We start from the raw sequence: 23,456 nt of genomic DNA, 5'->3' as shown, positions 1-23,456 counted from the left end.
TCTCAGTCCAACAGCTTTATATAGGTATCCAAGTGCGAGATATCCGGCACACTGATGCGACCGTAAGAGCACTCTATTAGTCCCTTGGATTCAATATTCTTTAATACCCGGTGTACTCCCTGCCGGGTCATCCCCATGGTGTTGGCGAGTAGTTCTTTGGTGAGGCGGAAACTGGTTGGGCCACTTTTTTCGCCGCCGTTGTGCATTTGGGCCATAAAAAGCAGACGTCGAGCAATTCGCGCTTCAGTACCACGTAGTACATCGTCCTGGATAATGGACATTACTGTCCAAAGCCTGAGGCTAATTTGTTCCAATGCTATTGGGTAGGCTTCGGGGTGTTGTTTCATTTTTGCCCTCAAGATTTCACCCGGAATATCGACTACAGCACAGTCAGTGTGAGCGCTTGCTCCAAATACTCGCGGAGTGCCAGGGCAAAATACGGTATCACCAAACCAAGCTCCACTATCTAAAATCGCAAGGGTCGCTTCGCGCCCGGCAAAATTACTGGAGCATATTCTTACTTGCCCTTCAGCGATAATTGAAAGGCGCTCCTGATGGGAGCCCGAAGGGTAGATGCTATCACCCTGAGAAAAGTACTGGCATTGTGCCTGTTGGGCTAAGAATTCTCGACCCTCACCGGGTAGGCCAGCTAGCAGTGGGCATTTATCAAGGAAGCTAATGTTTTTATTCATTTGCCAAGTGTAAACAATTTGACAGTGTTTACAGCAGGGATGATTCAGAATTTGAGCTCTAATAAAGCTGGGGAGAGGACGATGAAACTGGAAACCATACCTTCACTTGAGGGACGCGTTAGCGATGAAGAGTGGCAATTACGCATAGATTTGGCGGCGGCTTACCGATTGATCGCCTATTTTGGGTGGGACGATACTATTTTCACTCATCTCTCTGTACGTATTCCTGGGCCGGAATCACACTTTCTTATTAACCCTTTTGGAATGTTTTTCGATGAAATTACTGCTTCAAGTTTGGTAAAAATCGATTTGCAGGGGGAAAAAGTGGATGAAAGTGCGGCAATGGTGAATCCTGCAGGGTTTACTATTCACAGTGCAATTCATGAAGCGAGGAAAGATGCCCACTGCGTTATACATACCCATACTACTGCTGGAGTAGCTGTATCTGCTCATGCAGAGGGTTTACTGCCAATCTCGCAGCAATCACTATTTCCCCTTTCAAGTATTGCCTACCACGATTACGAGGGTATTGCTGTGCGCAAGGATGAAAAGTCTCGCTTGGTGGCTGACCTGGGATCAGCGAACTATATGATCCTGCGCAATCACGGACTGTTAACCTGTGCTTCTACAATTCCTGATACCTTCTTAGCAATGTTTATATTGCAACGTGCCTGTGAAATTCAGGTTACAGCTCTTGCTGGCAACCCACCTCTCACTCCGGTGCCTCAAAATATTGTGGATAAAATAGTGAGTGAAGGAGATATGGTTACCAGTAATCAAGGGGGGCTATTGGCTTGGCCTGGATTTTTAAGGAGGCTGGATAGAGTTAACCCTGGGTATACTGAATAGCATCTGTCCCAAATGCCCTGAATGTGATTTTAGGTTCTATATTTCAGGGCATTGATCAAAAATTTAAGATTTAAACTGGATGCTGGGGAATTAAGCGCCACAATGAAAGGAACCCTGATTTAGGCCTGGCTAATGGACTTTACTTTCAACAAAATGGAATTAATGTGGGCTTATCGCCACCAATGAGTCCTTGAAGGCTAATCAACGGTATTCCAACATGCTCCAGTACTTTCTTAAAAAAAGATTAAAAAAACATGACTCTAATAATAATTTAAAAGTGGAGTCTCTGGTTTTAGGCCATCTTCTAGGCTTGAAGGCTCTGAATTGTGAGTCATCCGGCGTTGGCAATCATAAGCCGCATAATATAGTCGTTTCGCTGACTTCTTATAATAAGCGTATTTATGATGTTTACTTATGTATAGAAAGCCTTTATCAACAATCCTTGAGAGCAGATGCAATAGTTCTATGGTTATCCTTACGTGATTTCCCCGATAGGAGATTACCTGAGATACTTCGAAAACAGCAGGCTAGAGGCCTACAAATTCATTTTGTGGAGAATGATTTTGGGCCTTATATGAAATATATATATGCCTTTGATATGTTTCCAAATAGTCTCATTGTCACTGTGGATGATGATGTGCTTTATCCTTCAGATACTATCGATTTACTATATCAATCTTATTTGAGAGCTCCCTCACATATCCATTGCCATAGGGCACATAAGATTCTGTTAAACGGAAAAGGGGAATTGAAACCTTACGAAAGTTGGCGCTCTTATGGGCTAAATAGTGAGCCATCTCCTTTCCTTTTTGCTACGGGAATGGCTGGGGTTTTGTACCCTCCGGATTCATTACATGAGGATGCTTTCAATAGTAAAAAATTTATGGAGTTATGTCCTGCTGCTGATGATGTTTGGTTGAAGGCGATGAGTTTATTGCGAGGAAAATATGTTACTAGGGTTCCAGACTATCGATACTGGAGGGAACGCTTTCTTACTATTCAGGGGTCACAGATTCAACAGTTAAAGGAGATCAACTTGAGAGGCACAGGTGGTAATGACTGCAAGATTAAAAGGGTGTTTTCAGAGTATCAATTACTTGACTATTTACAGGAGCGAAATCAGCCTGTTTTAAGTCCTCACTAGGGGGTGACTTGGGTGAAAGACTAGAGCTGCCCCAGATAGGGGTAAGCTACTCAAGCACTTTTTTTTAGGTGAAAGAAACTGCCCCTCGGCCTTTAATTGGGTTTTTGTCCTAAATATGGTGTTTGAGTGGCCATTGGCTGTGGCATCTGGCATAATCTGCCAAGTTTGTACCCACTTCCGCCCTCTTCTCTTTTGATGGTGTTCCCAAGCTGAGCGGATTGCTGTTCGGCTATTCGGTACAATAGGTTGAGTTTGCTGGATGGCCCTGAATGTTCCAATATTTTTTAAAGAAGCGCTTAAAAAAGCACGACCTAAACAATAATTTGAAGTTGGAAGCGCTTGTTCGCTGCCAGTTGCTTGGTCTACACGCTTCAAGCAATACAGATCTTGGAGTGGGAAATACTAAGAGAGATAATATCGTTATATCTCTAACGTCCTTCGATAAGCGAATCCACGATTTATATTTGTGTATTGAAAGCCTTTTCCAGCAATCCCTTAAGGCTGATGCAATTGTTCTGTGGTTGTCTACCAAGAACTTTCCAAATAAGACTTTGCCTGAGACCCTTAAAAAGCAACAGCAAAGAGGGCTGCAAATATTTTTTGTTGAGGAAGATCTGGGACCCTATAAAAAATATGCTTATGCTTTTGAAAGATTTCCTGACAGCCTGATTGTTACTGTTGACGATGATGTTCTTTATCCGCCGGATATGATTGATTTACTTTATCAGGCATATGAAAAAGATCCATCCAAGATTTATTGCCACAGGGCTCATCGAATGCGTCTAGATAAAAAAGGAGCACTACTGCCTTATGGAAGTTGGGAAAGTAGCATAAGGGACACAGAGGCATCTCATTTAGTCTTTCCAACAGGCATGGGAGGGGTTATGTATCCTCCAAACTCTTTACATAAGGATGCGTTTGACCCCGAAAAATTTATGACCTTGTGCCCAAATGCAGATGATATTTGGTTGAAGGCAATGAGTATTAAAAGCGGGACTTTGGCTGCGCGTATTTCTGATTCCCGTAGCTGGAGACATCGCTTCTTAATGATTCAGGGCTCACAAGAATATGCATTAATGAAGGAAAATCATAAGAACCGTCAGGGGAATGATTGCAAAATTAAGAAGGTTTTCTCTGAATATGACATCTATCATTTGTTAAAATAGTAAAAGATTGAATTGTCGTTGAGATTAGAAGCTAGAGTCTACCATTTATAACGAAATCCAAGCTCCAGCCCTCCCACAAAACTGTCCCCAATACTCTCCAGGCCGCTGCTGAAAAATAATTCGGTATAAATGGAACAGTGGTCCCCGCATTCCTCATAGCTAGCCCCCATTCTTAAGTCTGCATACCAAAAGTCTGGTTTTTGGTAGAGGCGGGCTCCAGAAACGACCAAGTCAGTTTCCTGGTTGAGATTCAGAGTGACTCCAGGAGTTACATAATAACCAAAGCGCTCTAGAGGTAGGGAGCCGTACATATTTCTACTTGATTTACGCTGGCTTTTGCGCTTTTCAAAAGTGGTGCCTAGGCGTAATAAAAACCCATTATTATTAATATCTCCTACTTTTACGGCGTAGGTATCTTCGAAATCCTCTGCTTCCTCAGAAGTATAAATAAGTTGTGCATGGGGGGTAATAGAATAATAATCATAGAGCTTGAAGCTCCACCCTCCTTCTACAGAAAAGCCATAACCATAGCCCTCACTGCTATTGCGGAGAGCACGCAGGTCTTCTGCGTCGAAGTCAAAGTCAAACCAACTTAGCTTAAACTGAGTATCCAGGTACAGGCCTTGGTAGCCATACCAGGTTAAATAGCTACTGACGCCATATGTTTTGGCATCTATATTGCCATCACCAAAAAAAGATTCTACTGTATTTCTTGAATCGCCATAGTGCAAAGCCAAACTAACAATAGGTGTGGTGTCAAGAATTAATAGGTTGAGAGGAAAGTCGATACCAAACTGAAATTGATAATAAGTTTGATCCCAACTTGCCCAGGTGGTGGACTCTTTGGGAGTTGTAGTTATATAGCGTGCGCCATTACGTAGCCATAGTCCCTTGCGATCAATAGCGGTTTCCAATGAACTGGTGTAATCGGTGTTATAGACGTCCCGATAACTGCTACCAACCCAATAACGATTGCCTACACGACTCCGCAATGTGGAGGGGATATTTAAAGAGCGCAGCACTTGCGGAAGGGTTTCATACATTACCGCAGCGGGCTGCCAGCGAATCATACCGCCTTTGGGAAGGCGACTTGAATTACTTACCGTAGAACGTAGATACCAATTACCATCCTCATTTCCAGTTTCGTCACTGTGGTGCAGGGTATAGGCGTATGCTCCACCAATAGTTGCTGGTTGCTCATCCTTGGTAATGTAGTCGCCGTTTAAAATAAAAGCATGTTCAGTAGAGTCACCCTCGATAGAAATTAGTTTTATTCCATCGTCTTGGGTACGTGCGCCAGTGCCGTTGCGATTATAAACGGTTACATAAGTTGATCCGCTGGTATCCCCTCTGATGATTAACTGGTCACTGCCGGCAGAACTGTCATTGAGTGCTACATCTAACCACAGGCGTCCGTTTTCGCCGCTATAGTGTCCATAATTATTATCACTATCTTTTTGAATGATTAGAGTGTTGAATTCTTTATTCGTAAGATCGATAGTGCCGTCGTTAGCAACGTTGCCGGTAATTCTATACTCTTTGGCATCTATAAAAGTTTGGCCGCCCCATTTGATGTGTAACCCTAATGGATTGTTTTCAGCGTCTTGGCCGCCGCCAACATTTAAACTGCCAGTTAAAATAATTTTTGAACTACCCCAAACAACAACACGTTCCCAGTTGGTTAGTTTGTTGCCATCCACACGATAGTCTAGCTTGAAAATCAGTGTGTCGATATCCCCATCTTCTGCACTGAGGTCATCACCACCATTTAAAATTGCATCACCGTCGAAAGAATAGGAGTCAATGACTAAGGTATCTGATCCAGTACCACCGCGTATCTCATTGCTAATTCCCTCATCCCAATGGATGTAATCATCTCCCCCGCCGGCATCCAGGTAATTAAAAATGAAACCTCCATCCAGAGTAATTTGGTCGTTACCTTCGCCACCCCAAACATGAAAGGTGAGCCCGTCTAAAATTTGAATATTATCGTCACCAGCTCCGCCATAAATCCCCCCGCCATTGAGGTAATTACCAATGTCGCTATTGCGATTATCCAGTACGATTAGATCGTTTCCATTTCCGCCAAAGACAGAATCTTTAACTATTGCCCCTTTCACATGAATGGCATCATCGCCTTCGCCACCGAAGGCGCTATTGATAGTACCGCCATTTAAATCTAAGGTATCATTGCCGCCTAGTGCATCGACATCGGCCTCTTCTGCATCATTATCTTCGTCACAGGTTATTTGATCTGCGCCACTAGTACCCGTATTACTCGGAGTACACTGCGCAATGGCTTTCAAGGGGAAAAAAATCGCTAGTGTCAATGCGGGAGAAAAAAGTAAAGCATTAATCCACTGGCGGACGAAAAAGTTTGATTTATAGTTTTCCATTGGGGTATCTGCACTAAGTTTCATTTACAGAGTTCCGCCATTCAGAACTTGGTGCCAATGCCAACATTGATGATCCATGGGTTGTAATCGAAGTGTGCGTAGAGGCGGTCTGATCCTAACTCTGTGGGGAAGTTAACTGTGGGGTCGGTATCTGATAAGTAGTAAAGAGCCGCCAGATTAATTAACAGAGGATAACGAAATTGACGGAAATCTAGGTTGAAGTCGATTCCCCCTTGAAGAGCCCAATCCCAGGAATGTCCCATATTAAGAGCCCCTGGCGCCACTGACATACCTGAGTCCATCAAATATTCATCAAATTGGCGGCTGATAGAAACCGTATGGTAATCGGTATAGTTAATACCGGCGCCTAGATAGGGTCGAAAAAAATAGGATGGATCGAGAAAATACCAGTTAGCAAAGGCGAGAGTGGTCGATACCTTAAAATCCCCCAGTTGAATTTGGCTGCTGCCTGGGTTGCCAGTAAAATTGTCGAGAGTCACATCATAGGCAGCACTGTTAATGTGCATCAGCTCGAACCCCAAGCGGTCTGAGGGGCGCCATACTCCGGAAATTTGCCAAGTTTGTGCTGTGTCTATTTCCCAGGTCGAATTATATAAGTCCCATTGTTGTAATACCCGGTATTTCAGTGAAGTTCCGGCATCATTGGGAGCAACATAACTGAGCCCGAAGCGAACTATAAATTCACCCCAGTCAATGTTGCGCCAATCCTCTTGAGCTTTAACACTGATTGTGCTTGTGGCTAAAAGGAATATAAAGAGTCTGAAAATTATTCCCTGGATTTTCATCGTTATACCTTTCTGTGAAAATCGATGACGGCCGGCGCCATTTATTGTTTCTCGTTGCATTAGATAACTGGTGATTTTGGACTCACCAATAGGTATCCAAAAAGTAGCAGGATTCGGCAGGTGCAGAGGAAATTTGACGAGTATTAAATCGGGATTTTTTGGTGGAAGATTGGCTATCAGCCAAGAGGTTTAACCTGTGTGCGGAGTTAGCCAATTCAAATACTGAATTTTTCTGTGCTTTTACACTATGGATTATTGATTGGGAGATAGAGGCCAAGCGATACCGCTCTCTACCGGTACCGTCTCAAGATTGCGGGCATACTCAAGGAATTCTGCGGCGGCAGGAGATAATGGACGGGACTTTCGCCTGGCCAGATACCAATGGGTAATAATTGGTAGTGATTCCACTTCTAAAATTGACAGGCCGGAATGGCCGCCAAATGCGAGAGTATGTTCGGAGAGAATAGATACCCCGAGCCCTGACATTACAGCGTGCTTTATCGCTTCATTACTTTCGATGGTCATGCGGATATTGAGGTCGATATGTCTCTCCTGTAGGAAACGCTCAATGGCGTGACGGGTTCCAGAGCCCTCCTCGCGCCGCAGGAAGGGACCGCTGGCAAACTCTTCAAGGGGAATCTTTTTTCTACCTGCTAACGGGTGCTTCTCCGGTGCTATGGCCAACAGTCGATTGGGCAGGAATTCCACCAATTCCAGATCAGGGTTTTTGGGAGGATGGCTGAACACATAAAAATCATCCTCATCCTCACTGGTGTAGTCGATGATTTGCTGACGATTACCCACGCGAAAGAGAATATCCAACTTTGGATGCTGCTCGTAAAATTCGCCAATCAGGTGGGGAATAAAATATTTGGCGGTAGTGACGACAGCCAGTTGTAAACGCCCTGTTTCTAGACCGCGCAGTCTGGCTAGCTTTAATTCCAGATATTCATAGCTCTTGAGGATCTCTCGGGCACTGTCCACCAGAGTCTGTCCGGCTTCAGTGAATTGCAATTGCTTGCCTACGGCGTAGTAGAGGGGCAAGCCTACGGCACCAGACAACTTGGCCAACTGCATGGATACACTGGGCTGAGTTAGGTGCAGCGCTTTTGCGGCGCCACTGATACTGCGGTGTTCATATACTGTAAGTAAAACCTCCAACTGCCTGACAGTGCCGATGCGGGAGTGAGCTCTGCTGGATAACATGTTTTTTCTTATTCATAGATAAAAGATGATAGTTAGCATAATCATTATCTATTTTTATCTATTGGTCTACCTAGGGATAATGCCCCCACTTCAATCCATGGGAGGGGCCCCTGCATGCACAAGTCACAACTTTACTTTGGTACCTTGGTAGGACTGTTAGTTATGTCCATTGGATGGGTATTGGCGCTGGTTGGTATTGATGCCGCTGCACTAATGGTGGTGGGGCTGGTGGTGTTGCTTGCCAATGTGGGTTACGTGCTAATGAAGCGCGTTCCCCAGAAAATTCGACTACCCCTATCTGAACGTCGCGATCGCTCCAAGTGCGGGAAGCACTGATCATGCAGCTGGATGTTGTAGTTGGTTTCTTCATCCTTGGGGCTCTGGCACAGCTGGTACGTAGTGATTTACGCCTGCCCACCGGTCTCTACCAAAGCTGTGTGATCTTTCTGCTGCTGGCTATAGGACTCAAGGGTGGAGCGGCGCTCAGTACTTATTCCGCTTCCGCCCTGATTCCCCAATCTCTCGCAGTTTTGGCCTTTGGTGCACTGCTTCCTTTGTTGGCCTTCCCACTTCTCTATTGGATAGGCAAGTGGAGTCGTCTGGATGCAGCGGCTACTGCAGCCCACTACGGGTCGGTCAGTGTCGCCACCTATGCTGTGGCGGTGGCCCTGTTGGAGGCGAAGGGCATCGAATACGAAGCCTATTTCCCCTTATTTGTGGCCTTACTGGAAGTTCCGGCTATTGTGGTGGGAATTCTCCTTGCGCGGAAGTCGATGCAGAACAGCAATAAGGGGCGCCTGGCCCATGAGTTGACCTGCAATCAGGGGGTTCTTCTCCTGCTTGGCGGGATCGCCATTGGGGCCTGGGCCGGTGAGCGTACAGCAGCAGTCATGCCTTTTTTTGGTCAGTTATTTCACGGTGTGCTGGCTCTTTTTCTGCTGGAAATGGGGAGAGTCGCGGCGGCGCGACTCGCAGATGTGCGCGGGCAGGGTGCGTTCTTGCTGAGTTTTGGTATATTTATGCCCCTGCTAGGCGGTGCAGCCGGGGGTGCCCTGGGAGCATTACTGGGGTTGTCGGCGGGAGGAATTTTCCTGCTGGCAGTACTCGGTAGCAGCGCCTCCTATATCGCGGTGCCCGCAGCTATGTCTGTGGCTCTGCCGCAGGCCAATGCCAGCGTGTCCATCACACTGTCCCTGGCGATAACGTTCCCTTTCAATGTCCTGGTGGCGATTCCCGTCTACCTGGCGTTTGTTCAACATTGGAGTTAGCCGCAAGTGAAATCACTGCCCTTTGAAAAAGTCACCATCGTTATGGGGTCGCGATCGGATTGGCCCACCATGGCCAATGCCACCAAACCCTTGAACGAGCTGGAGGTTCCTTTTGCCACTGCGGTTGTGTCCGCTCACAGAACCCCCCAGCGTCTGGTGGAATTCGCCAGTGAAGCCCACAAAAACGGCACCCAGGTGATTATTGCCGGAGCTGGTGGCTCTGCCCACCTGCCGGGAATGATTGCCGCTATGAGCCCGCTGCCAGTGATTGCCGTGCCTGTTGAAAGCCGTTTTATGACCGGAATGGATAGCCTTCTTTCCATCGTGCAGATGCCCAAAGGTATCGCCGTAGCTACCCAGGCGGTAGGTGCCTCTGGGGCTTATAACGCGGGCCTGATGGCGGCACAGATGCTCTCCCTGGGCGATGCTGAACTACAGGAGCGACTGATCGCTTGGCGCGAGCGTCAAACTGACCAGGTTCCGCTAACGGTGGAGTGAAGTCAGTGAGTGAAGTAACCAGACATATCGCTATTGTCGGCTGCGGGCAGCTGGCGCAGATGATGGCACAAGAGGGTAAGCCCCTCGGTATTACATTTAGTTTCCTGGCGGAGAAGGGCGAGGACGCGGGTTGTGTTGAAGGTCTCGGCACAATAGTCAGGCTGGATGAGGCGGGCAGTGGCGAGGATTTATTTCAGGCACTTGGCTGCCCTGAGGTGATTACCGCCGAGCGTGAGCAGGTGGATGTGGCGCTGTTGAGAGCGTTGCAACGCTTCTGTCCCGTTTACCCAGACCCCCATGTTTTTGAGAAAGCCCAACACCGCTTGAGAGAGAAGAGGGCTCTTACTGAGAGTGGTCTTCCGGTTGCGCCTTTTATGCCGGCGCAGGGGCGCGATGAATTAATGAACGCCTTGGATAAGCTCGGTTATCCAGCGTTTATCAAGAGCTGTGAAAATGGCTATGACGGTAAGAACCAGTGGCGGGTGAAAGATGCAGCAGAGCTGCAGAAAGCCATAGAAGAGGCCAAAGATCTGCCCTGCGTGGTGGAAGCCTCGGTAGATTTTTCCTGTGAGGTTTCCCTGATCGGTGCCCGCTCTGTTTCAGGGGAAGTAAAGACTTACCCACTAACTGAGAACTTGCATCGCCAAGGTACGCTGTTACTCTCCAAGGCGCCTTATCAGGATGAGCAATTATTGGCCAGTGCCCGTGCCTATTTGCAAAAGCTGATGGATGACTGGGACTATGTGGGCGTACTCTCAGTGGAGTGCTTTGTCACCAGTGAAGGCTTGCTGGTGAATGAAATTGCGCCACGGGTCCACAACAGTGGTCACTGGACTTTAGTGGGTGCGGGCACCAGCCAATTTGCCAATCATTTGCGTGCGATATTGGATATGCCACTGGGGGACACCGACTGCCCGCGGCCCGCTGCCATGGTCAATATGCTTGGTGTGGATCGAGCGCCAACAGGCAAGAATGAGGGAGTTTGGCTCTATGGCAAGACGCTCCGTCCCGGGCGTAAGATGGGCCATGTGCTCTTAGTGGATGACAGTTCAGCAGAGCTGGCTCAGCGCTGTGAGGCGATGATTGCCGATCTCTATCAGCAGTAACTGATTCACCTGGGCAGGATCTACTTTAAGTCCCTCTTCGGGTTTTTGAAGCGGGGGCTGGCGGTCCTGCCTCGCCACATAGGGGTGCCTACCCGATAGGCTGCTCGCGCAATCATATGCACCCCGATGGGCACAGTGAAGAGCAAAAATAGCAGCGCCGCCACTGCGCGTGCGGTTACCTGGGTATCGTGGAACATTGCGGCTACGCCCCCCAGTAACAGTCCGCAGCACAGGGTGGCGGCTTTGCCCGAAGTGCTCATGCGAGTGTAGAAATCCGGCATTCGTAACAAACCCAAAGCCGCACTAAAACCGAATAGGCTGCCCACTAGCAAAAGGGTAGCAATAAAAACCTCATCGAATACCACTGCCACCTCCCTCTTGTAATACGGTCTTTTTTCCGCTTTTCTCGATAAAGCGGGCGAAGGCGACACTCACCAGGAAGGCTACCAGCGCCAGGGCAATGGCCGCACTCAGATAGGCTGGCTCTCCCGAGGCAATCGCCAGCAGGGCGCAATAGGCCACTGCAAGAATATTCAGCACATCAAGGGCCACAACCCGGTCTGCCAGTGTTGGACCGAGAAAAATTCGCATAAAACACATGGCCAGAGCCAGCAATAAAATGAGTGATGAGACATTAATGGCCGCTACGATTAGCGGCGCGTTGATATCAACGATAGTACTGTGCATCAGGAAAACGCCTCCCGCACGCGCTTCTCAAATCCCAGATGAATTTCCTCACGAAAAATATCTGGGTCATCAACGAACATAGTGTGTACCAAAAATTCAGAGTTATCCGGAGTGATTTCCAGAACTACCGTTCCCGGTGTGAGTGATATTAAATTCGCCAGTATAAAAATCTGGGTTTGATCGGTTATTTCTAGAGGTAGCCGCACTACCTGTGGACGGCTTTGTAATTTTGGTGAGAACACCTCCAAGACTGCACGTAAACTTGAAAGTACCAGTTCCTGTAGAAAAAAACTGCCTAGGCGGATTAGACGAGGTAGACGCTGGAAGTACTTGGTTCCCTCAGGGATCTTGGGCGAAACCCGCAATGCCAGATAACCGACAAAATAACCAAAACAAAAGTTTGTCAGTGTCGCATTACCGGTAAGGGCCGACCAGCTAATGGCCAATATTAAATTGAGTAAAAATACGCGCATAATTAGTGGTTCCCCGCGTATTGGGTTTCCATTCCCAGTACCGCCTCAATGTAATCACTTGGATTCAACAATTCCCCTGCCGCGGCCAGTGAGTACTCGATAAAAGGGCCCGGTGCCAGCCCGAGCACTAGAGTGATCAGGGCCAGTAATGCCACCGGCAGCAGGCGCTGGTAGCGCTCCTGCTGGGGAATATTCTTTAAACTCTGACAATAGTCCTTCGGGTGATCCTTTAAAAAAGCTTCCGCCCAAATTTTGCTCATGGAAAACAGGGTCAGGGCCCCGGTAATTAAGGCTACGGCCACAACCCAGTAAGCGTCCAGATCTAGGCTTGCCTTCAATAGCAATAGTTTGGCCCAGAAACCTGACAACGGTGGAAAACCGGCCAGGCTGAAGGCGGCTATAAAGAAAAAAACAGAAAGCAGTGGACTGGCCCGATAGAGGCCTCCAATCTGGCTTAATTCGTAACTGCCTGTCAGGCGTTTGGCTGTACCACTGATAAGAAATAAATTGGTTTTGGCGACGATATTATGAATGGTATAAAAGATCGCTCCGGCCAATGCCAGTGGTGTATCGAGCGCCAAGCCTAGTACCAAGAAGCCAATCTGGCTGATGATATGGAATGCGAGAATTTTACGAAATTCATAATGTGCAGCTGCGCCCAATACGCCGGTGAGCATGGTCAATAATGCAGTACCCAGCAAAATAGTGTGGGGGAACTCCAGCTCACTGGGAAAAATCAGAGTGAAGGTACGGATTAAAGCGTAAACCCCTACCTTTGTAAGCAGGCCGGCAAAAACTGCGGTCACTGTGACAGGTGGTGCATGATAAGAGGCGGGCAGCCAAAAAAATAATGGAAAAATGGCAGCCTTAATACCAAAGGCACAGATAAATAACACCGCCAGAGCAGAAACAGCAGTGGGGTTATCCACAGTGGCTAAAGAGACATGCAGCTGGGCCATGTTCAAAGTGCCTGTCAGCCCATAGGTCATACCGATAGAGGTCAGCATTAGCAATGTGGAAACTAGGTTAAGTGCTACATATTTAATTCCGCCATCCAGTTGAATACGATCTCCACCAAGCACCAGCAATGCGAAAGAGGCAATTAGCATTACCTCAAACCAGACATACAGATTAAATAAATCTCCAGTAATAAAACTACCGCAAACTCCGGCCAGCAATAACTGGAAGAAACTATGAAAGCCCAGTTTAACCCGGTATTTCCTGATATCGGAAAGGGAAAAGACCGATACACAGAGTCCAACGATACCGCTAATTAGTAGCATAATGGCGCTCAGTCGATCTGCGACTAAGGTGATACCGAATGGCGCAGCCCAATCTCCCATCTGTGCCGCACGGGTGCCGCCTGTTTCCACCAAGTACAGAATGATAAAGGTCACACCGAGTAGAAGTGTGCAGCCAAAGACAGAAATAGCACCACACAGGCGCTTTCGTCCTCGCGCCGGAAAAGTGGCGAGTGCGGTAAGGATTGGTACTAAAAAGGGTAGGGCCAGTAACCAGCTCAAGGGGATTTATCCCTCTTGGGCAAAACCGGCTCGGCAATACGCATCGAATCCACATCCAGGGTGCCGAGTACTTTATAGGCCTGAGCAATCAGGGCCAGAGCAAAGGCCAGTAGGCCAAAGCCAATCACAATGGCGGTAAGGATTAATGCCTGAGGCAAGGGGTTGGAAATTGGCCCAGGAGCAACTTCCATGCCTTTTGGAATTAAGGGAGGGGCGGCGCGAGTGACGCGCCCCGCGACAAATATTGCCAAGTTGGCGGCATTACTAATGAGTATCAGCCCAAAAAGATAATGTAGTAAATTTCTGGCCAACATCAGGTAGACACCGGTAGCGATCAGAATGCCAACAACGAGAGCGAGTGGACCTTCCATCTTAGTTGGACTCCTCCAGGGCAAAAATCAGGGTCAACACAGCGCCGAGCACTGCGAAATAAACCCCGATATCAAAAATCAGTACATTGCTAATAGTGATTCCGCCAGTATTTTTACCACCGGTAATCTGCAGCCACTGTCCTGAGAATGGCGCTTCACCAGAAAAAAGGCCCAGCATTCCGGAAACTGCGGCGATGAGTACACCGCTCGCAGCCAAAGTGCTAGGGGGAATCTTTAGGGCACTCTGTGCGGACTCCATACCCCAAGCGATGGCAAATAAGGCAAATGCGGAGGCGGCGATCAAGCCAGCAATAAATCCTCCTCCTGGATAGTTGTGCCCACGCAGTAACATATAGATAGAGAACAATAGAATCAAAGCAACCAGTACTCGGGTTGCGGTTTGAAGTATCAGTGAATTCATTGCTTACCTCGCCGCAATTGATGACCGAGTAGGGTGACTGCAGCCACAGCCGCAGTGAAGACCACAATAATTTCTCCAAATGTGTCCAGTGCTCGAAAGTCCACCAAAATGACGTTGACGATATTGCGGCCATGGGCTTCCGGAACCGATGCTTTTTCAAAAAACTCGGTGGTTGGGCTCTCCAGAGGTGTCTGTAGTACCGCAAGTAAGCTGAAGGTGACCAGTAGACCTAAAACCGCGCCGAGGGTGGCATCTCGTGGGCGGAACAATACCTTGCGACCGGGATTAAATACCGGTAGGCGCGGCAGGATTGCCGCAACCAATACCAGGTAAAGGGTTTCTACTAGTAGTTGGGTAATCGCGACATCCGGTGCGCCAAGAAATAAGTAGATCAGGGCAATTCCCACTCCTAGGGCTCCCAGGGCACAGATGGCAATAAGTGGCTTGCGCGCCGAGCCCGCCATATAGGCCCCTCCCACGGTCAATAGCAGGGCGGCCCATTCCTTTAGGTTGAGGCGTGGCCAAGCGTATTCCATAGGAAATTGTCCACTGCGTATCAGGGCATAAGCGAGGGCCAGGGACACAGTGACAAAAATTACTGTTAGGTAACGCCGCATAATACCGTTTTGTAGTATACGGGTTTGTAGTGCGGCAAAGGCTTTGAGTAAATCCAGAGATTTATCCCACAACTGATCGGCATTGGTGGGCGCATGTTTGAAATCCCAGGCCAACCAAGCACGCATGCGCCGTAAGCCCAGATACATGGTGACTCCTAAAACAAAAGTGAGAATACTCATCAGCAGGGGAATATTAATGCCGTGCCATAACTTAAGTTTGATGGTCTCTGGGATTCCCAGAATTGCGCTCAGTGCCGGTTCTACCAAGCCGCCACCAACAAGATCTGGCGCCATACCGAAAGTAAGGCCCAAGCCACTCAAAATTAACGGGCTAATCCACATGCCCAGTGGTGCTTCTTGAACATTGGATATATGTTGCGGCTTTTTTTTCCAGAACGGTTTGATCGCCACCATACCCGCTACGGTTACCGTGACGGCATTGACAAAAACCGCCACTGTAGCAACCAGCGCCGGTTCTGAGGCTACTGCTAAAGCGCCTTCATATTTAAGCTCTTTACCGATAAAGCCTAAAAAAGGTGGGAACCCGGCCATGGAGAGAGCCGCCGCTGAAGCCGCAATCACAGTAATATGCATTGAGTGGCCGAGCCCACCCAACTTGTTGAGATTGCGTGTGCCAGCCTGTTTGTCGATAATGCCCACCACCATAAACAGCGCCGCTTTGTAGAAAGAGTGCACGATAAGAAAGGTAATGGCAGCGGCCACAGCAGCCGAGGCATCGGAGCCCAGGAACATGGTCAGGGTACCTAGCGCAATCAGGGTGGTATACGCCAGGGCCAACTTCAGATCGGTTTGTCGCAGCGCCGCCAAGGCCGCAACCGCTGCCGTAGCGGCACCCGTACAGGTTAAAATCCATTCCCAATACTCGGTATGCGCTAACACTGGATGCATACGCGCGAGCAAGTAAATTCCAGCTTTTACCATGGTGGCTGAGTGAAGATAGGCACTTACTGGAGTAGGGGCGGCCATAGCATTGGGCAGCCAGAAATGAAAGGGCAGCTGTGCAGACTTACAAAAGGCGCCTATTAATATCAGTATTAAGATCGGTAAATAAAGAGGGCTTGCTCGTACAGTTTCACCGGTGGCCAATACCTGGACTAAATCGAAACTCTCTGCCAGAGAGGCGAGTAGTAGCAACCCAACGAGTAGGCACAACCCACCTAGTGTGGTGACCAGCAAGGCTTGTAAAGCAGAACGACGCGCAATGGCGCTGGTGTTGTTATAGCTAATTAGTAAATAGCTGGAAATGGTTGTTATTTCCCAAAATACAAATAGGGTAATTAAGTCTCCCGCCAGAACCAAACCCAGCATCCCTACCATAAAAAGGTAGAGGTAAAAGTAAAATCGGCGCAAATCAATGTCGCCGCGCATATAAGCGGCAGCATAGATGGTAACAAAAATTCCAATGCCACTAATTAACAGGGCAAAAAGGAAACTCAGGCCATCGACATAAAAACGCAGGTCAATTCCCAGTGCTTCAACCCAGGTAACGCCAAAGGAGAATTCCTTACCGGCTGAAATATCCGGCATATGCACCATTAAGATCATGGTGAAAATAGTCGGAAGCACAGGTGAGAGTAGGGATATCCATCTCCCTGGCGTAGCCTGATCTATTTTGCGACCTTCCGTGTCGCCCACTGCGCCCATCAATACATCCCCGATTGCCTCGATCTATTTTAGGAGGGAATTGGCAATAGAGCTGGCGCGGAATCTTAGTATCGAGATTATTATGTTTCTGTCGATTGGATTGCTTTGCAATTGACACGTATCGAGTTGAATGAAAATTGCGACTAGCTGCTTCTATATATGCTTTTCAGATGGGCCTTTTAAAAAGTAACTTTCAATCAGCTAGTTGGAAATAATTCTTATTGGAATTGTTTAAAAGCCTGGAGAGGATATCCGTCAATTACAGAATCTGAGGTATTTAGGGGCTCAAGTTGAATATCTCGATGAGTGCCGGTTTATTCGACTAAGAAATTTATCTTACTTAGAGTCAGGTGCTCTTCTTAGGGTATGACTTTGCGCCATATTGCATAAATAGAAGTAGGGTAATAATTTGATGGTGGAATACCTGCTATTTAGAGGCTCCCTGGGTAGTTGAGCAAGATAAGAATTTCACTAATTTCATAAATAATATGCTTAAAGGATGCAACTATGAATCGGTCACTTAACAAACATCCTGAGCTAAAGATCCTAGATCAAGATTTATTCGAGTTGGTGCGTGGGGTGGAAATTCTTGCGGCAATTGAGCCAAGAAATTTTCGGGCGATGAAAGAAGATTTTTTCTCGAAGAATTTTTCCATTAATCCTCAGTTTGTATACCGTGAACAAAAAATGGACATATTTCAGCGCAAACGGCTGCTTTATGCCCTTCCAGTAGAATCCCTGCCAGATGAGGATCTGACTCAGCTATATAGCGATATCATCGAATCTTATGTCGATAAATTGGATCAGTTTCGCTCTGTGGGAACGGATGATTTTGTTTATAACTCCTTGCGTTACTTTGGAGAGCCCACAGATAAAGATGTAAATAATGCCAATTTTATTCTGCACTTGCCTGATGATTTGGAATCTAGTGAAGATCGGTTTCTGAATGCTAATGAGATGATGCAGTATCTTAGTGACTTCGCTAATAGACAGGGCTATAGCTACGATATTCGCATCGATGATCATATGATTGCCAATGCTTTGGTGGCTGGTAGTACGATTAAAATCAACTCCCATGCCAATATTTCGGAGACTGAGGTCTCTGCGCTGGCTCACCACGAGCTGGGGGTTCACCTGGTCACCACTCTTAACGCCCGTAGCCAGACGCTAAAAATTCTAGAGTTGGGTTGCCCGGTCAATACAACTACTCAGGAAGGCTTGGCTATTCTGTGTGAGTACCTGGCTGGATACCTCACTCTGCCAAGACTAAAAGTATTGGCCTTGCGGGTGGTTGCGGTGCAATCCATGTTACAAGAGAAGGATTTTAAACGTACTTTTATCCTGCTCAAAGAAAAATATCAGGTGGAGGAAAATCTGGCCTTTACGATTACTACCAGAGTCTATCGAGGTGGTGGCTTCACCAAGGATTATCTTTATCTACAAGGTTTTCATCAGATGTTAAATGCCATGGAAAACTGTAAGGATTTTAATAACCTTATGACCGGTAAGGTATCAGTGGAATATCTGCCTATTATTTCTCGGTTGATTGATAAAGGCTATCTGCATGCACCACATTTTATCAGCCCTGCGATAAAAGAACCGCAGTCTATTGATCCCGTTAAGCGGTTTATTGCCCATGCGATTAAATAATTTTTTAGAGAATCTTACCTAGATTCAGTTGGCTGGTAGGTCAAACCACAGGGCCGTGATGCTATTCTTTATCGCTTTCAGTTGTACTTGTTTCTTGAATAAACCCAGGCCGTCCCCTGAGGCCAGTATAGATTTATCATTTACACTGGCCTCACCTTCAATGACATGTAAGTAGCCGGGCCGCTCATGGGTTTGTATTGTAATGCTTTCTCCAATATTTAATTGCAAACGGTATAGACTGGTATCCTGATGTATGGAGAGTGTGTTTCCGCTTCCATCGGGGGTGATAAGCGCGGTCAGCTTATCCCGTTGTGGGATTGATTGTTGCTCGTAACTGGGTTTTATGCCTCGGCGATTCGGTTCAATCCAGATTTGCAAAAATTTAAGCTGCTCCGTTTGTGAGTGGTTGTATTCCGAGTGAGTGATACCGGTTCCCGCACTCATCCTCTGAATCTCTCCAGCTGATACGACCAAACGATTACCCTCACTGTCTCTATGTTCAATCGTACCCTGCAAAATGTAGGATATAATCTCCATATCCCGATGGCCATGAGTATCAAATCCTGCACCAGGTATGACAGTGTCATCATTGATAACACGCAGTACAGAAAACCCCATATGATTAGGGTCGTAATAATGCCCAAAAGAAAAGCTATGTCTACTGTCTAGCCAGCCAAAACGGGCTCTACCACGTGCTTGTGAGGGTCTGTAATAATACATAGCCTGATCCCTATTAATAAGATTGGTTTTGATGATAGGGCTATGATAGATAATGGTTACGAAAACAAATATTGGATAAAAACGAACAAGTAATTCGCCTTAATCGAATGAATGGCCTCCAACTGAACATTCGTCTATCCCTTCTCCCCATGCTAAAAAAGAGAAAGCGATAAAGAAATATAGATCTATGGAGAAGAAAGGAAGCAGGAAAAAATGAAGAATAAGCACTATTACTCAGAGGCTGGCATCTCCAGAGTTAGTAGGCGCAGTTCTCCAATAAATTCCCGAGCCACAGGTCCAAGCTTATCCTGGTCTTTGAAGTTTATATAAAAACTGGCGGAACGTGTCCCGCCTTTTTTTAAGCGAAGCAGTTTCAGAGTCCCATCATTGAGTGAGTCAGCCACCAGTGGCATGGGCAGCCAGGCAAACCCCATGCCCTGGGTGATTAAATCTAGAGATGCACGCAAACTACCCACCTTCCAGCGTTGTTCTGCTCCCAGCCAGCCTGAATCCCGGTTTGTTTGAATCGCCGAATCCCGCACAATAATCTGCCGATAGGATTTTAGATCTTCAAATGTCAACTCACGCTTAAACTGGAGTAGTGGATGTGCATTGTGAGCCACGGCCACAAATTTAATACGGCAGATTTCATCGTTGAGGCTGTCATCCATGGTAAAAGCCGAAAGGCCCAGGTCTACGAGTCCTTCCTGGATTAATTCGTTGGTACCGGATAAAACAGTATCCACAATATCAATATTGACCTGAGGGTAGACTCCAGACACTTTCTCTAAAGCCTGGAAGACTACCTTCTGTGGAAAGGCTCCATCTACCGCAATGCGTAACTCCGATTCCACCCCTTCACTCAGGCTATCAGCAATAGCCTCAATACGAGATACCTCTTCCAGTAGGAACTTGCCACGACGCAGCATTAATCGACCAGCCTCAGTAAGTACTACCTTACGCCCCGATACTTCAAACAGCTTAACACCGAGTGCGACTTCTAAGTTCGTTACCGCATGGTGAATACTGGATTGGCTCTTGTGAACCACCGAGGCTGCCTGATTAAAACCGCCAGCATCTACAACGGCCTTGAACATCCGCCATTGCTCAAGGGTGGTCTTTTGCATGAGTTTTCCCTCTCCTGAGAGCTATTTCAAAAGGCTACTTTATTCTTCGACTACACAGAATGATAGTGAAAATTATAGGTGGTACTCCTGTGAAGCTTTGAAAGTAATTGTTTTCTCCGGCTTGGTAAGGCGCTATTGAAGGAGAAAAATCTCGGTATCTCCTTGTGTTGTATCTTTACACTTGTTGTCCAGGGGAGGAGAGAATGAGCGAATTAGCAGTTTTGTTTTTGAATGCATCAAAGCTAGTCGGATGAGAAACAAGATAAGCTCTGAATTGAGTATGGTATTGCTCGTGCCACTTTTGAAACAGATATAGAGAAAAATATGAATACGCTTCTATTGATATTGAAAAAGTTAGTTGCTTTACCGTAATGGTCTTGACTAAATTTCAACGTCTTATATTCTCTGTTCAGAGACGTATATATTCCCTGTCATATTAATCTTTGTATGCCGTAAATGGAAAATCTCGAAATTAGCTTGCTCAGTAATTAACTCTGTGATTTGTAAACTATTATGGCGTGGTTTATCTGCAAACAGATTCACGCTTTAAGACCCCAAAGAAAAAAGGAGGCCGCGTTGCGGCCACTGTAAGGATATGTGGATAAGTGTGCAGTAACGGCTTTTTGGGCTAGGCTTAAGCCCGATTGTGAGGGGTGGTGTAATCAATATCCGGTCCCACTGGAACTATCTGAGTTGGATTGATCATTGCGTGACTAAAGTAATAATGCCGCTTGATATGGTGAAAGTTCACGGTCTCTGCAACTCCGGGCCACTGGTATAGTTCGCGTACATAATTGCTGAGGTTGGGGTAATCCTCAAGGCGTTGACGATTACACTTGAAGTGTCCGTGATAGACTGAATCAAAGCGTATTAGGGTAGTAAATAACCGCCAGTCGGCCTCAGTAATTTTTTCTCCTACTAGATAGCGCTTTTGACCTAAAATATTCTCTACCCGATCCAGGGCATCAAATAAATTTGTATAGGCTTCTTCATAAGCTTCCTGAGTGCTGGCAAAACCGCTTCGGTATACGCCGTTGTTGATATTTTCGTATACTAGTTCATTGATGGTATCAATTTCCGTTTGTTTTTCCTCAGGGAAAAAGTTCTGCGTATCCCCGCTAATTTCATTAAATGCTTGATTAAACATACGGATAATTTCTGAAGATTCATTGCTGACAATACAATTTTGCAGCTTATCCCAAAGTATTGGCACAGTAACGCGACCAGTGTGATCAGCTTTATTAAGTGTATATAATTGATGCAAGAACTGATAGCCAAATAGCGAATCACCACTGCTGCCCTCATCGGTATTAAAACTCCAACCATGTTCAAGCATATCCGGGCTGACTATAGAAACACTGATGTGCTCCTCCAGTTTTTTTAACTTTCGGAAAATTAAGGTGCGATGTGCCCAGGGGCAAGCCAGCGATACATATAAATGGTAACGCCCGGATTCCGCCTTAAAGCCACCTATACCGCTAGGACCTGCGCTGCCATCAGGGGTAATCCAATTGCGCAGTTGAGCAGCCTCTCGCTTAAAAGACCCACTGGAATCTTTGGTGTCATACCACTGGTCTTTCCATTGGCCGTTGACTAATAATCCCATGTTTCTCTCCTGAATCAGTATTCGTGCTAATCGGCCCTAGGGTAGTTAGGGCGAGACAAAAGTATGTTGGATAAATTATTAAATGGTTTTTTTACGCTTATCGATGCTTAAGCGCCCGGCGCCATGAGCGGCCAGTACCAGGAAGCCGCCAGCCATGGCCAGGTTTTTAAAGAACATCAAAAATTGCATCTGATCGGCTAAGTTATGGTGATACAAGGCCGCGGTTAGCAGGCTGAATGCCGCAAATGCCAGGGCGGCAAGGCGAACATGGAAGCCGACGATCAATGCCAGGGCTCCGCCAATCTCAAATAAGATTACCAGTGGCAGAAGGAATTCTGGCAGGCCGCCCATAGCCAAGTACTGGGCGCTGCCCTCATAGTTCTGAAGCTTATTCACTCCCGCTAGTATAAAGATTGCTGCCAGGCCGATACGCCCACTGAGGTCGGCGATGTCTGCAAACAGATTCGAGTTTGTACTTGTCTGGGCTGTGGATAAAGTAGAAGTGGTCATAGGGATGCTCCTCAAAATGTGAATAAGTGGATAACACTGGGTTTTGGCTAAGTAGTCGATGTCTTTAAGGAGCAGTTTAGTGATATTTAATAGAATGAAAATTGGTATAAATAGGCTTATTCATTCTGATAAATAGAATGATGGGGCGGCGTGCTGAGCACCTCAGAAGTGGTAGCCGATACCCAGGGAGTAAACAAATGGGTCTATATCCACATTCACCCGAATGTGAGAGCTATCATCAGCTCCAGAGCGAAAATGGATCTTTGCCTTGGTATCAATATCCAGATACCAAATAGCCGCGTTAAACAACCAGCGGCTCTCCCTGCCAAAGGCGACATCTATACCAACCTCCCCGGCAAGTCCCCAGGAGTTGTCCAGCTTGAGTCTTGCCCGTGATTCGGCTCCGAGAACTGTCTCAAAGTAGTTCTGGGCTACACGGTTGATATGCTCGCTAAAAAAATGGGTGTAATTTACTCCAACACCAATATATGGCTGCACCCAGGATTCTGTACATACCGGGTACCACTGCAACGTAAGGGTAGGAGGCAGGTGTTTGATATCCCCCAGGCGAACCCTGCCCAGAGGTTCCCCGGTATTCGGGTCTGGCAGGCCACTCACCTTAAGGTCGTGCTTGAATGGCAGTGCAGCCAAAAGCTCCAGCCCCCAGTGATTGGCGAATAACCAGGTGCCTGTAAAGCTCACGGAGTAACCAGTATCCACGTAAACTCGTGTATCAGGCAGTATGGTGCCATTTAGGCGCAGATTGTTGGAATCGTCGTTGGGAGCTACTGCAGCGGCGCCAACACGAACTATAAAGTCTCCTTTTTGGTAATCTGCTATTGCTAGGCTACTGGTTAATAAGGTGGCAAAGAGTGTTATTGCCAGTCTGAGCCGTATCATCTCTCACTTCCCTGAAAGTCCATCTGAGAAAGGGGGCTTTCAATGAGTGTAGACT

The 23,456-nt window shown here is 46.9% G+C and carries 24 protein-coding genes; 8 read left to right on the top strand and 16 right to left on the bottom strand.

Features of this window, described 5'->3' with window-relative positions:
- Positions 1–2: 2 nt before the first annotated feature.
- Positions 3–692, bottom strand: coding sequence for a Crp/Fnr family transcriptional regulator (locus ACJJIB_RS18960; protein ID WP_444887184.1), 690 nt, complete (start codon positions 690–692; stop codon positions 3–5).
- An 81-nt stretch (positions 693–773) separates the two neighbouring features.
- Here ACJJIB_RS18960 and ACJJIB_RS18955 point away from each other — a divergent pair, with 81 nt between their 5' ends.
- The 3 genes from ACJJIB_RS18955 (at position 774) to ACJJIB_RS18945 (ending at position 3,851) form a co-directional block, all read left to right on the top strand.
- Positions 774–1,541 (top strand): class II aldolase/adducin family protein, encoded by a 768-nt coding sequence (locus ACJJIB_RS18955; protein ID WP_444882744.1) that lies wholly within the window; start codon positions 774–776, stop codon positions 1,539–1,541.
- Between the two features lie 217 nt (positions 1,542–1,758).
- Positions 1,759–2,685, top strand: a complete 927-nt coding sequence (locus ACJJIB_RS18950) for a hypothetical protein (RefSeq protein ID WP_444887183.1) — start codon at positions 1,759–1,761, stop codon at positions 2,683–2,685.
- A gap of 269 nt (positions 2,686–2,954) precedes the next feature.
- A complete protein-coding gene (locus ACJJIB_RS18945; protein WP_444887182.1) occupies positions 2,955–3,851 on the top strand; it encodes a glycosyltransferase in 897 nt (298 codons plus the stop codon).
- Positions 3,852–3,889: 38 nt separating this feature from the next.
- Here the strand turns inward: ACJJIB_RS18945 and ACJJIB_RS18940 are convergent, their stop codons facing one another.
- From ACJJIB_RS18940 to ACJJIB_RS18930, 3 genes are all read right to left on the bottom strand, one after another.
- Positions 3,890–6,271, bottom strand: a complete 2,382-nt coding sequence (locus tag ACJJIB_RS18940; protein ID WP_444887181.1) for an autotransporter family protein — start codon at positions 6,269–6,271, stop codon at positions 3,890–3,892.
- 17 nt (positions 6,272–6,288) lie between these two features.
- Positions 6,289–7,053, bottom strand: coding sequence for an OmpW/AlkL family protein (locus ACJJIB_RS18935; RefSeq protein ID WP_444887180.1), 765 nt, complete (start codon positions 7,051–7,053; stop codon positions 6,289–6,291).
- A gap of 252 nt (positions 7,054–7,305) precedes the next feature.
- Positions 7,306–8,259, bottom strand: coding sequence for a LysR family transcriptional regulator (locus tag ACJJIB_RS18930; protein WP_252083291.1), 954 nt, complete (start codon positions 8,257–8,259; stop codon positions 7,306–7,308).
- A 114-nt stretch (positions 8,260–8,373) separates the two neighbouring features.
- Here ACJJIB_RS18930 and ACJJIB_RS18925 point away from each other — a divergent pair, with 114 nt between their 5' ends.
- The 4 genes from ACJJIB_RS18925 to ACJJIB_RS18910 are packed head-to-tail and all read left to right on the top strand — an operon-like array spanning position 8,374 to position 11,131.
- The gene (locus ACJJIB_RS18925) at positions 8,374–8,595 is read left to right on the top strand and encodes a hypothetical protein (RefSeq protein WP_444882739.1); all 222 of its coding nucleotides are present in this window, start codon (positions 8,374–8,376) and stop codon (positions 8,593–8,595) included.
- 2 nt (positions 8,596–8,597) lie between these two features.
- Entirely contained in the window at positions 8,598–9,527 is a 930-nt protein-coding gene (locus ACJJIB_RS18920; protein WP_444887179.1) for a sodium-dependent bicarbonate transport family permease, read from the top strand.
- Positions 9,528–9,533: 6 nt separating this feature from the next.
- Entirely contained in the window at positions 9,534–10,025 is a 492-nt protein-coding gene (gene purE / locus ACJJIB_RS18915; protein ID WP_286036982.1) for a 5-(carboxyamino)imidazole ribonucleotide mutase, read from the top strand.
- A gap of 5 nt (positions 10,026–10,030) precedes the next feature.
- Positions 10,031–11,131 carry a 5-(carboxyamino)imidazole ribonucleotide synthase gene (locus ACJJIB_RS18910; RefSeq protein ID WP_444887178.1) on the top strand — a complete coding sequence of 367 codons (1,101 nt, stop codon included), beginning with the start codon at positions 10,031–10,033 and terminating at the stop codon, positions 11,129–11,131.
- 20 nt (positions 11,132–11,151) lie between these two features.
- On the opposite strand, the gene mnhG is transcribed toward ACJJIB_RS18910, so the two are convergent.
- Genes mnhG through mbhE form a run of 7 tightly spaced genes read right to left on the bottom strand, consistent with a single transcriptional unit; the run spans position 11,152 to position 16,888 of the window.
- Complete coding sequence (gene mnhG, locus ACJJIB_RS18905) at positions 11,152–11,496, bottom strand: monovalent cation/H(+) antiporter subunit G (RefSeq protein WP_252083287.1); 345 nt, start codon at positions 11,494–11,496, stop codon at positions 11,152–11,154.
- The gene (locus tag ACJJIB_RS18900) at positions 11,483–11,818 is read right to left on the bottom strand and encodes a cation:proton antiporter (protein WP_252083286.1); all 336 of its coding nucleotides are present in this window, start codon (positions 11,816–11,818) and stop codon (positions 11,483–11,485) included. Before ACJJIB_RS18900 ends, mnhG begins: the two co-directional genes overlap by 14 nt.
- Positions 11,818–12,291, bottom strand: a complete 474-nt coding sequence (locus tag ACJJIB_RS18895; protein ID WP_252083285.1) for a Na+/H+ antiporter subunit E — start codon at positions 12,289–12,291, stop codon at positions 11,818–11,820. The genes ACJJIB_RS18900 and ACJJIB_RS18895 overlap by 1 nt, the downstream gene beginning before the upstream one ends.
- A gap of 2 nt (positions 12,292–12,293) precedes the next feature.
- Positions 12,294–13,814, bottom strand: a complete 1,521-nt coding sequence (locus ACJJIB_RS18890) for a Na+/H+ antiporter subunit D (protein ID WP_444887177.1) — start codon at positions 13,812–13,814, stop codon at positions 12,294–12,296.
- A complete protein-coding gene (locus ACJJIB_RS18885; RefSeq protein WP_252083283.1) occupies positions 13,811–14,185 on the bottom strand; it encodes a Na+/H+ antiporter subunit C in 375 nt (124 codons plus the stop codon). Before ACJJIB_RS18885 ends, ACJJIB_RS18890 begins: the two co-directional genes overlap by 4 nt.
- 1 nt (position 14,186) lies before the next feature.
- Positions 14,187–14,606: a Na+/H+ antiporter subunit B gene (locus ACJJIB_RS18880; RefSeq protein WP_252083282.1), complete on the bottom strand. Its 420-nt coding sequence runs from the start codon at positions 14,604–14,606 to the stop codon at positions 14,187–14,189.
- Positions 14,603–16,888, bottom strand: a complete 2,286-nt coding sequence (gene mbhE / locus ACJJIB_RS18875) for a hydrogen gas-evolving membrane-bound hydrogenase subunit E (protein WP_444887176.1) — start codon at positions 16,886–16,888, stop codon at positions 14,603–14,605. Before mbhE ends, ACJJIB_RS18880 begins: the two co-directional genes overlap by 4 nt.
- Positions 16,889–17,395: 507 nt before the next feature.
- Here mbhE and ACJJIB_RS18870 point away from each other — a divergent pair.
- Positions 17,396–18,538 carry a flavohemoglobin expression-modulating QEGLA motif protein gene (locus ACJJIB_RS18870; RefSeq protein ID WP_444887175.1) on the top strand — a complete coding sequence of 381 codons (1,143 nt, stop codon included), beginning with the start codon at positions 17,396–17,398 and terminating at the stop codon, positions 18,536–18,538.
- Between the two features lie 24 nt (positions 18,539–18,562).
- Here ACJJIB_RS18870 and ACJJIB_RS18865 read toward each other — a convergent pair whose 3' ends face one another.
- From ACJJIB_RS18865 to ACJJIB_RS18845, 5 genes are all read right to left on the bottom strand, one after another.
- A complete protein-coding gene (locus ACJJIB_RS18865) occupies positions 18,563–19,258 on the bottom strand; it encodes a pirin family protein (RefSeq protein ID WP_444887174.1) in 696 nt (231 codons plus the stop codon).
- Positions 19,259–19,488: 230 nt separating this feature from the next.
- On the bottom strand, positions 19,489–20,385 hold the full coding sequence (locus ACJJIB_RS18860) for a LysR family transcriptional regulator (protein WP_444887173.1): 897 nt from the start codon (positions 20,383–20,385) through the stop codon (positions 19,489–19,491).
- 634 nt (positions 20,386–21,019) lie between these two features.
- Complete coding sequence (locus ACJJIB_RS18855; protein ID WP_444887172.1) at positions 21,020–21,991, bottom strand: glutathione S-transferase family protein; 972 nt, start codon at positions 21,989–21,991, stop codon at positions 21,020–21,022.
- A gap of 78 nt (positions 21,992–22,069) precedes the next feature.
- A complete protein-coding gene (locus tag ACJJIB_RS18850; RefSeq protein WP_444887171.1) occupies positions 22,070–22,501 on the bottom strand; it encodes a DoxX family protein in 432 nt (143 codons plus the stop codon).
- 162 nt (positions 22,502–22,663) lie between these two features.
- Positions 22,664–23,401 carry an OmpW/AlkL family protein gene (locus ACJJIB_RS18845; RefSeq protein WP_444887170.1) on the bottom strand — a complete coding sequence of 246 codons (738 nt, stop codon included), beginning with the start codon at positions 23,399–23,401 and terminating at the stop codon, positions 22,664–22,666.
- Between the last annotated feature and the right edge of the window lie 55 nt (positions 23,402–23,456).

The sequence above is a fragment of the Microbulbifer mixtoriginis (SeqCode) genome, from assembly GCF_052467705.1.
The sequence above is the reverse complement of the archived record's forward strand: the minus strand, read 5'-3'. Positions and strand labels throughout refer to the sequence as shown.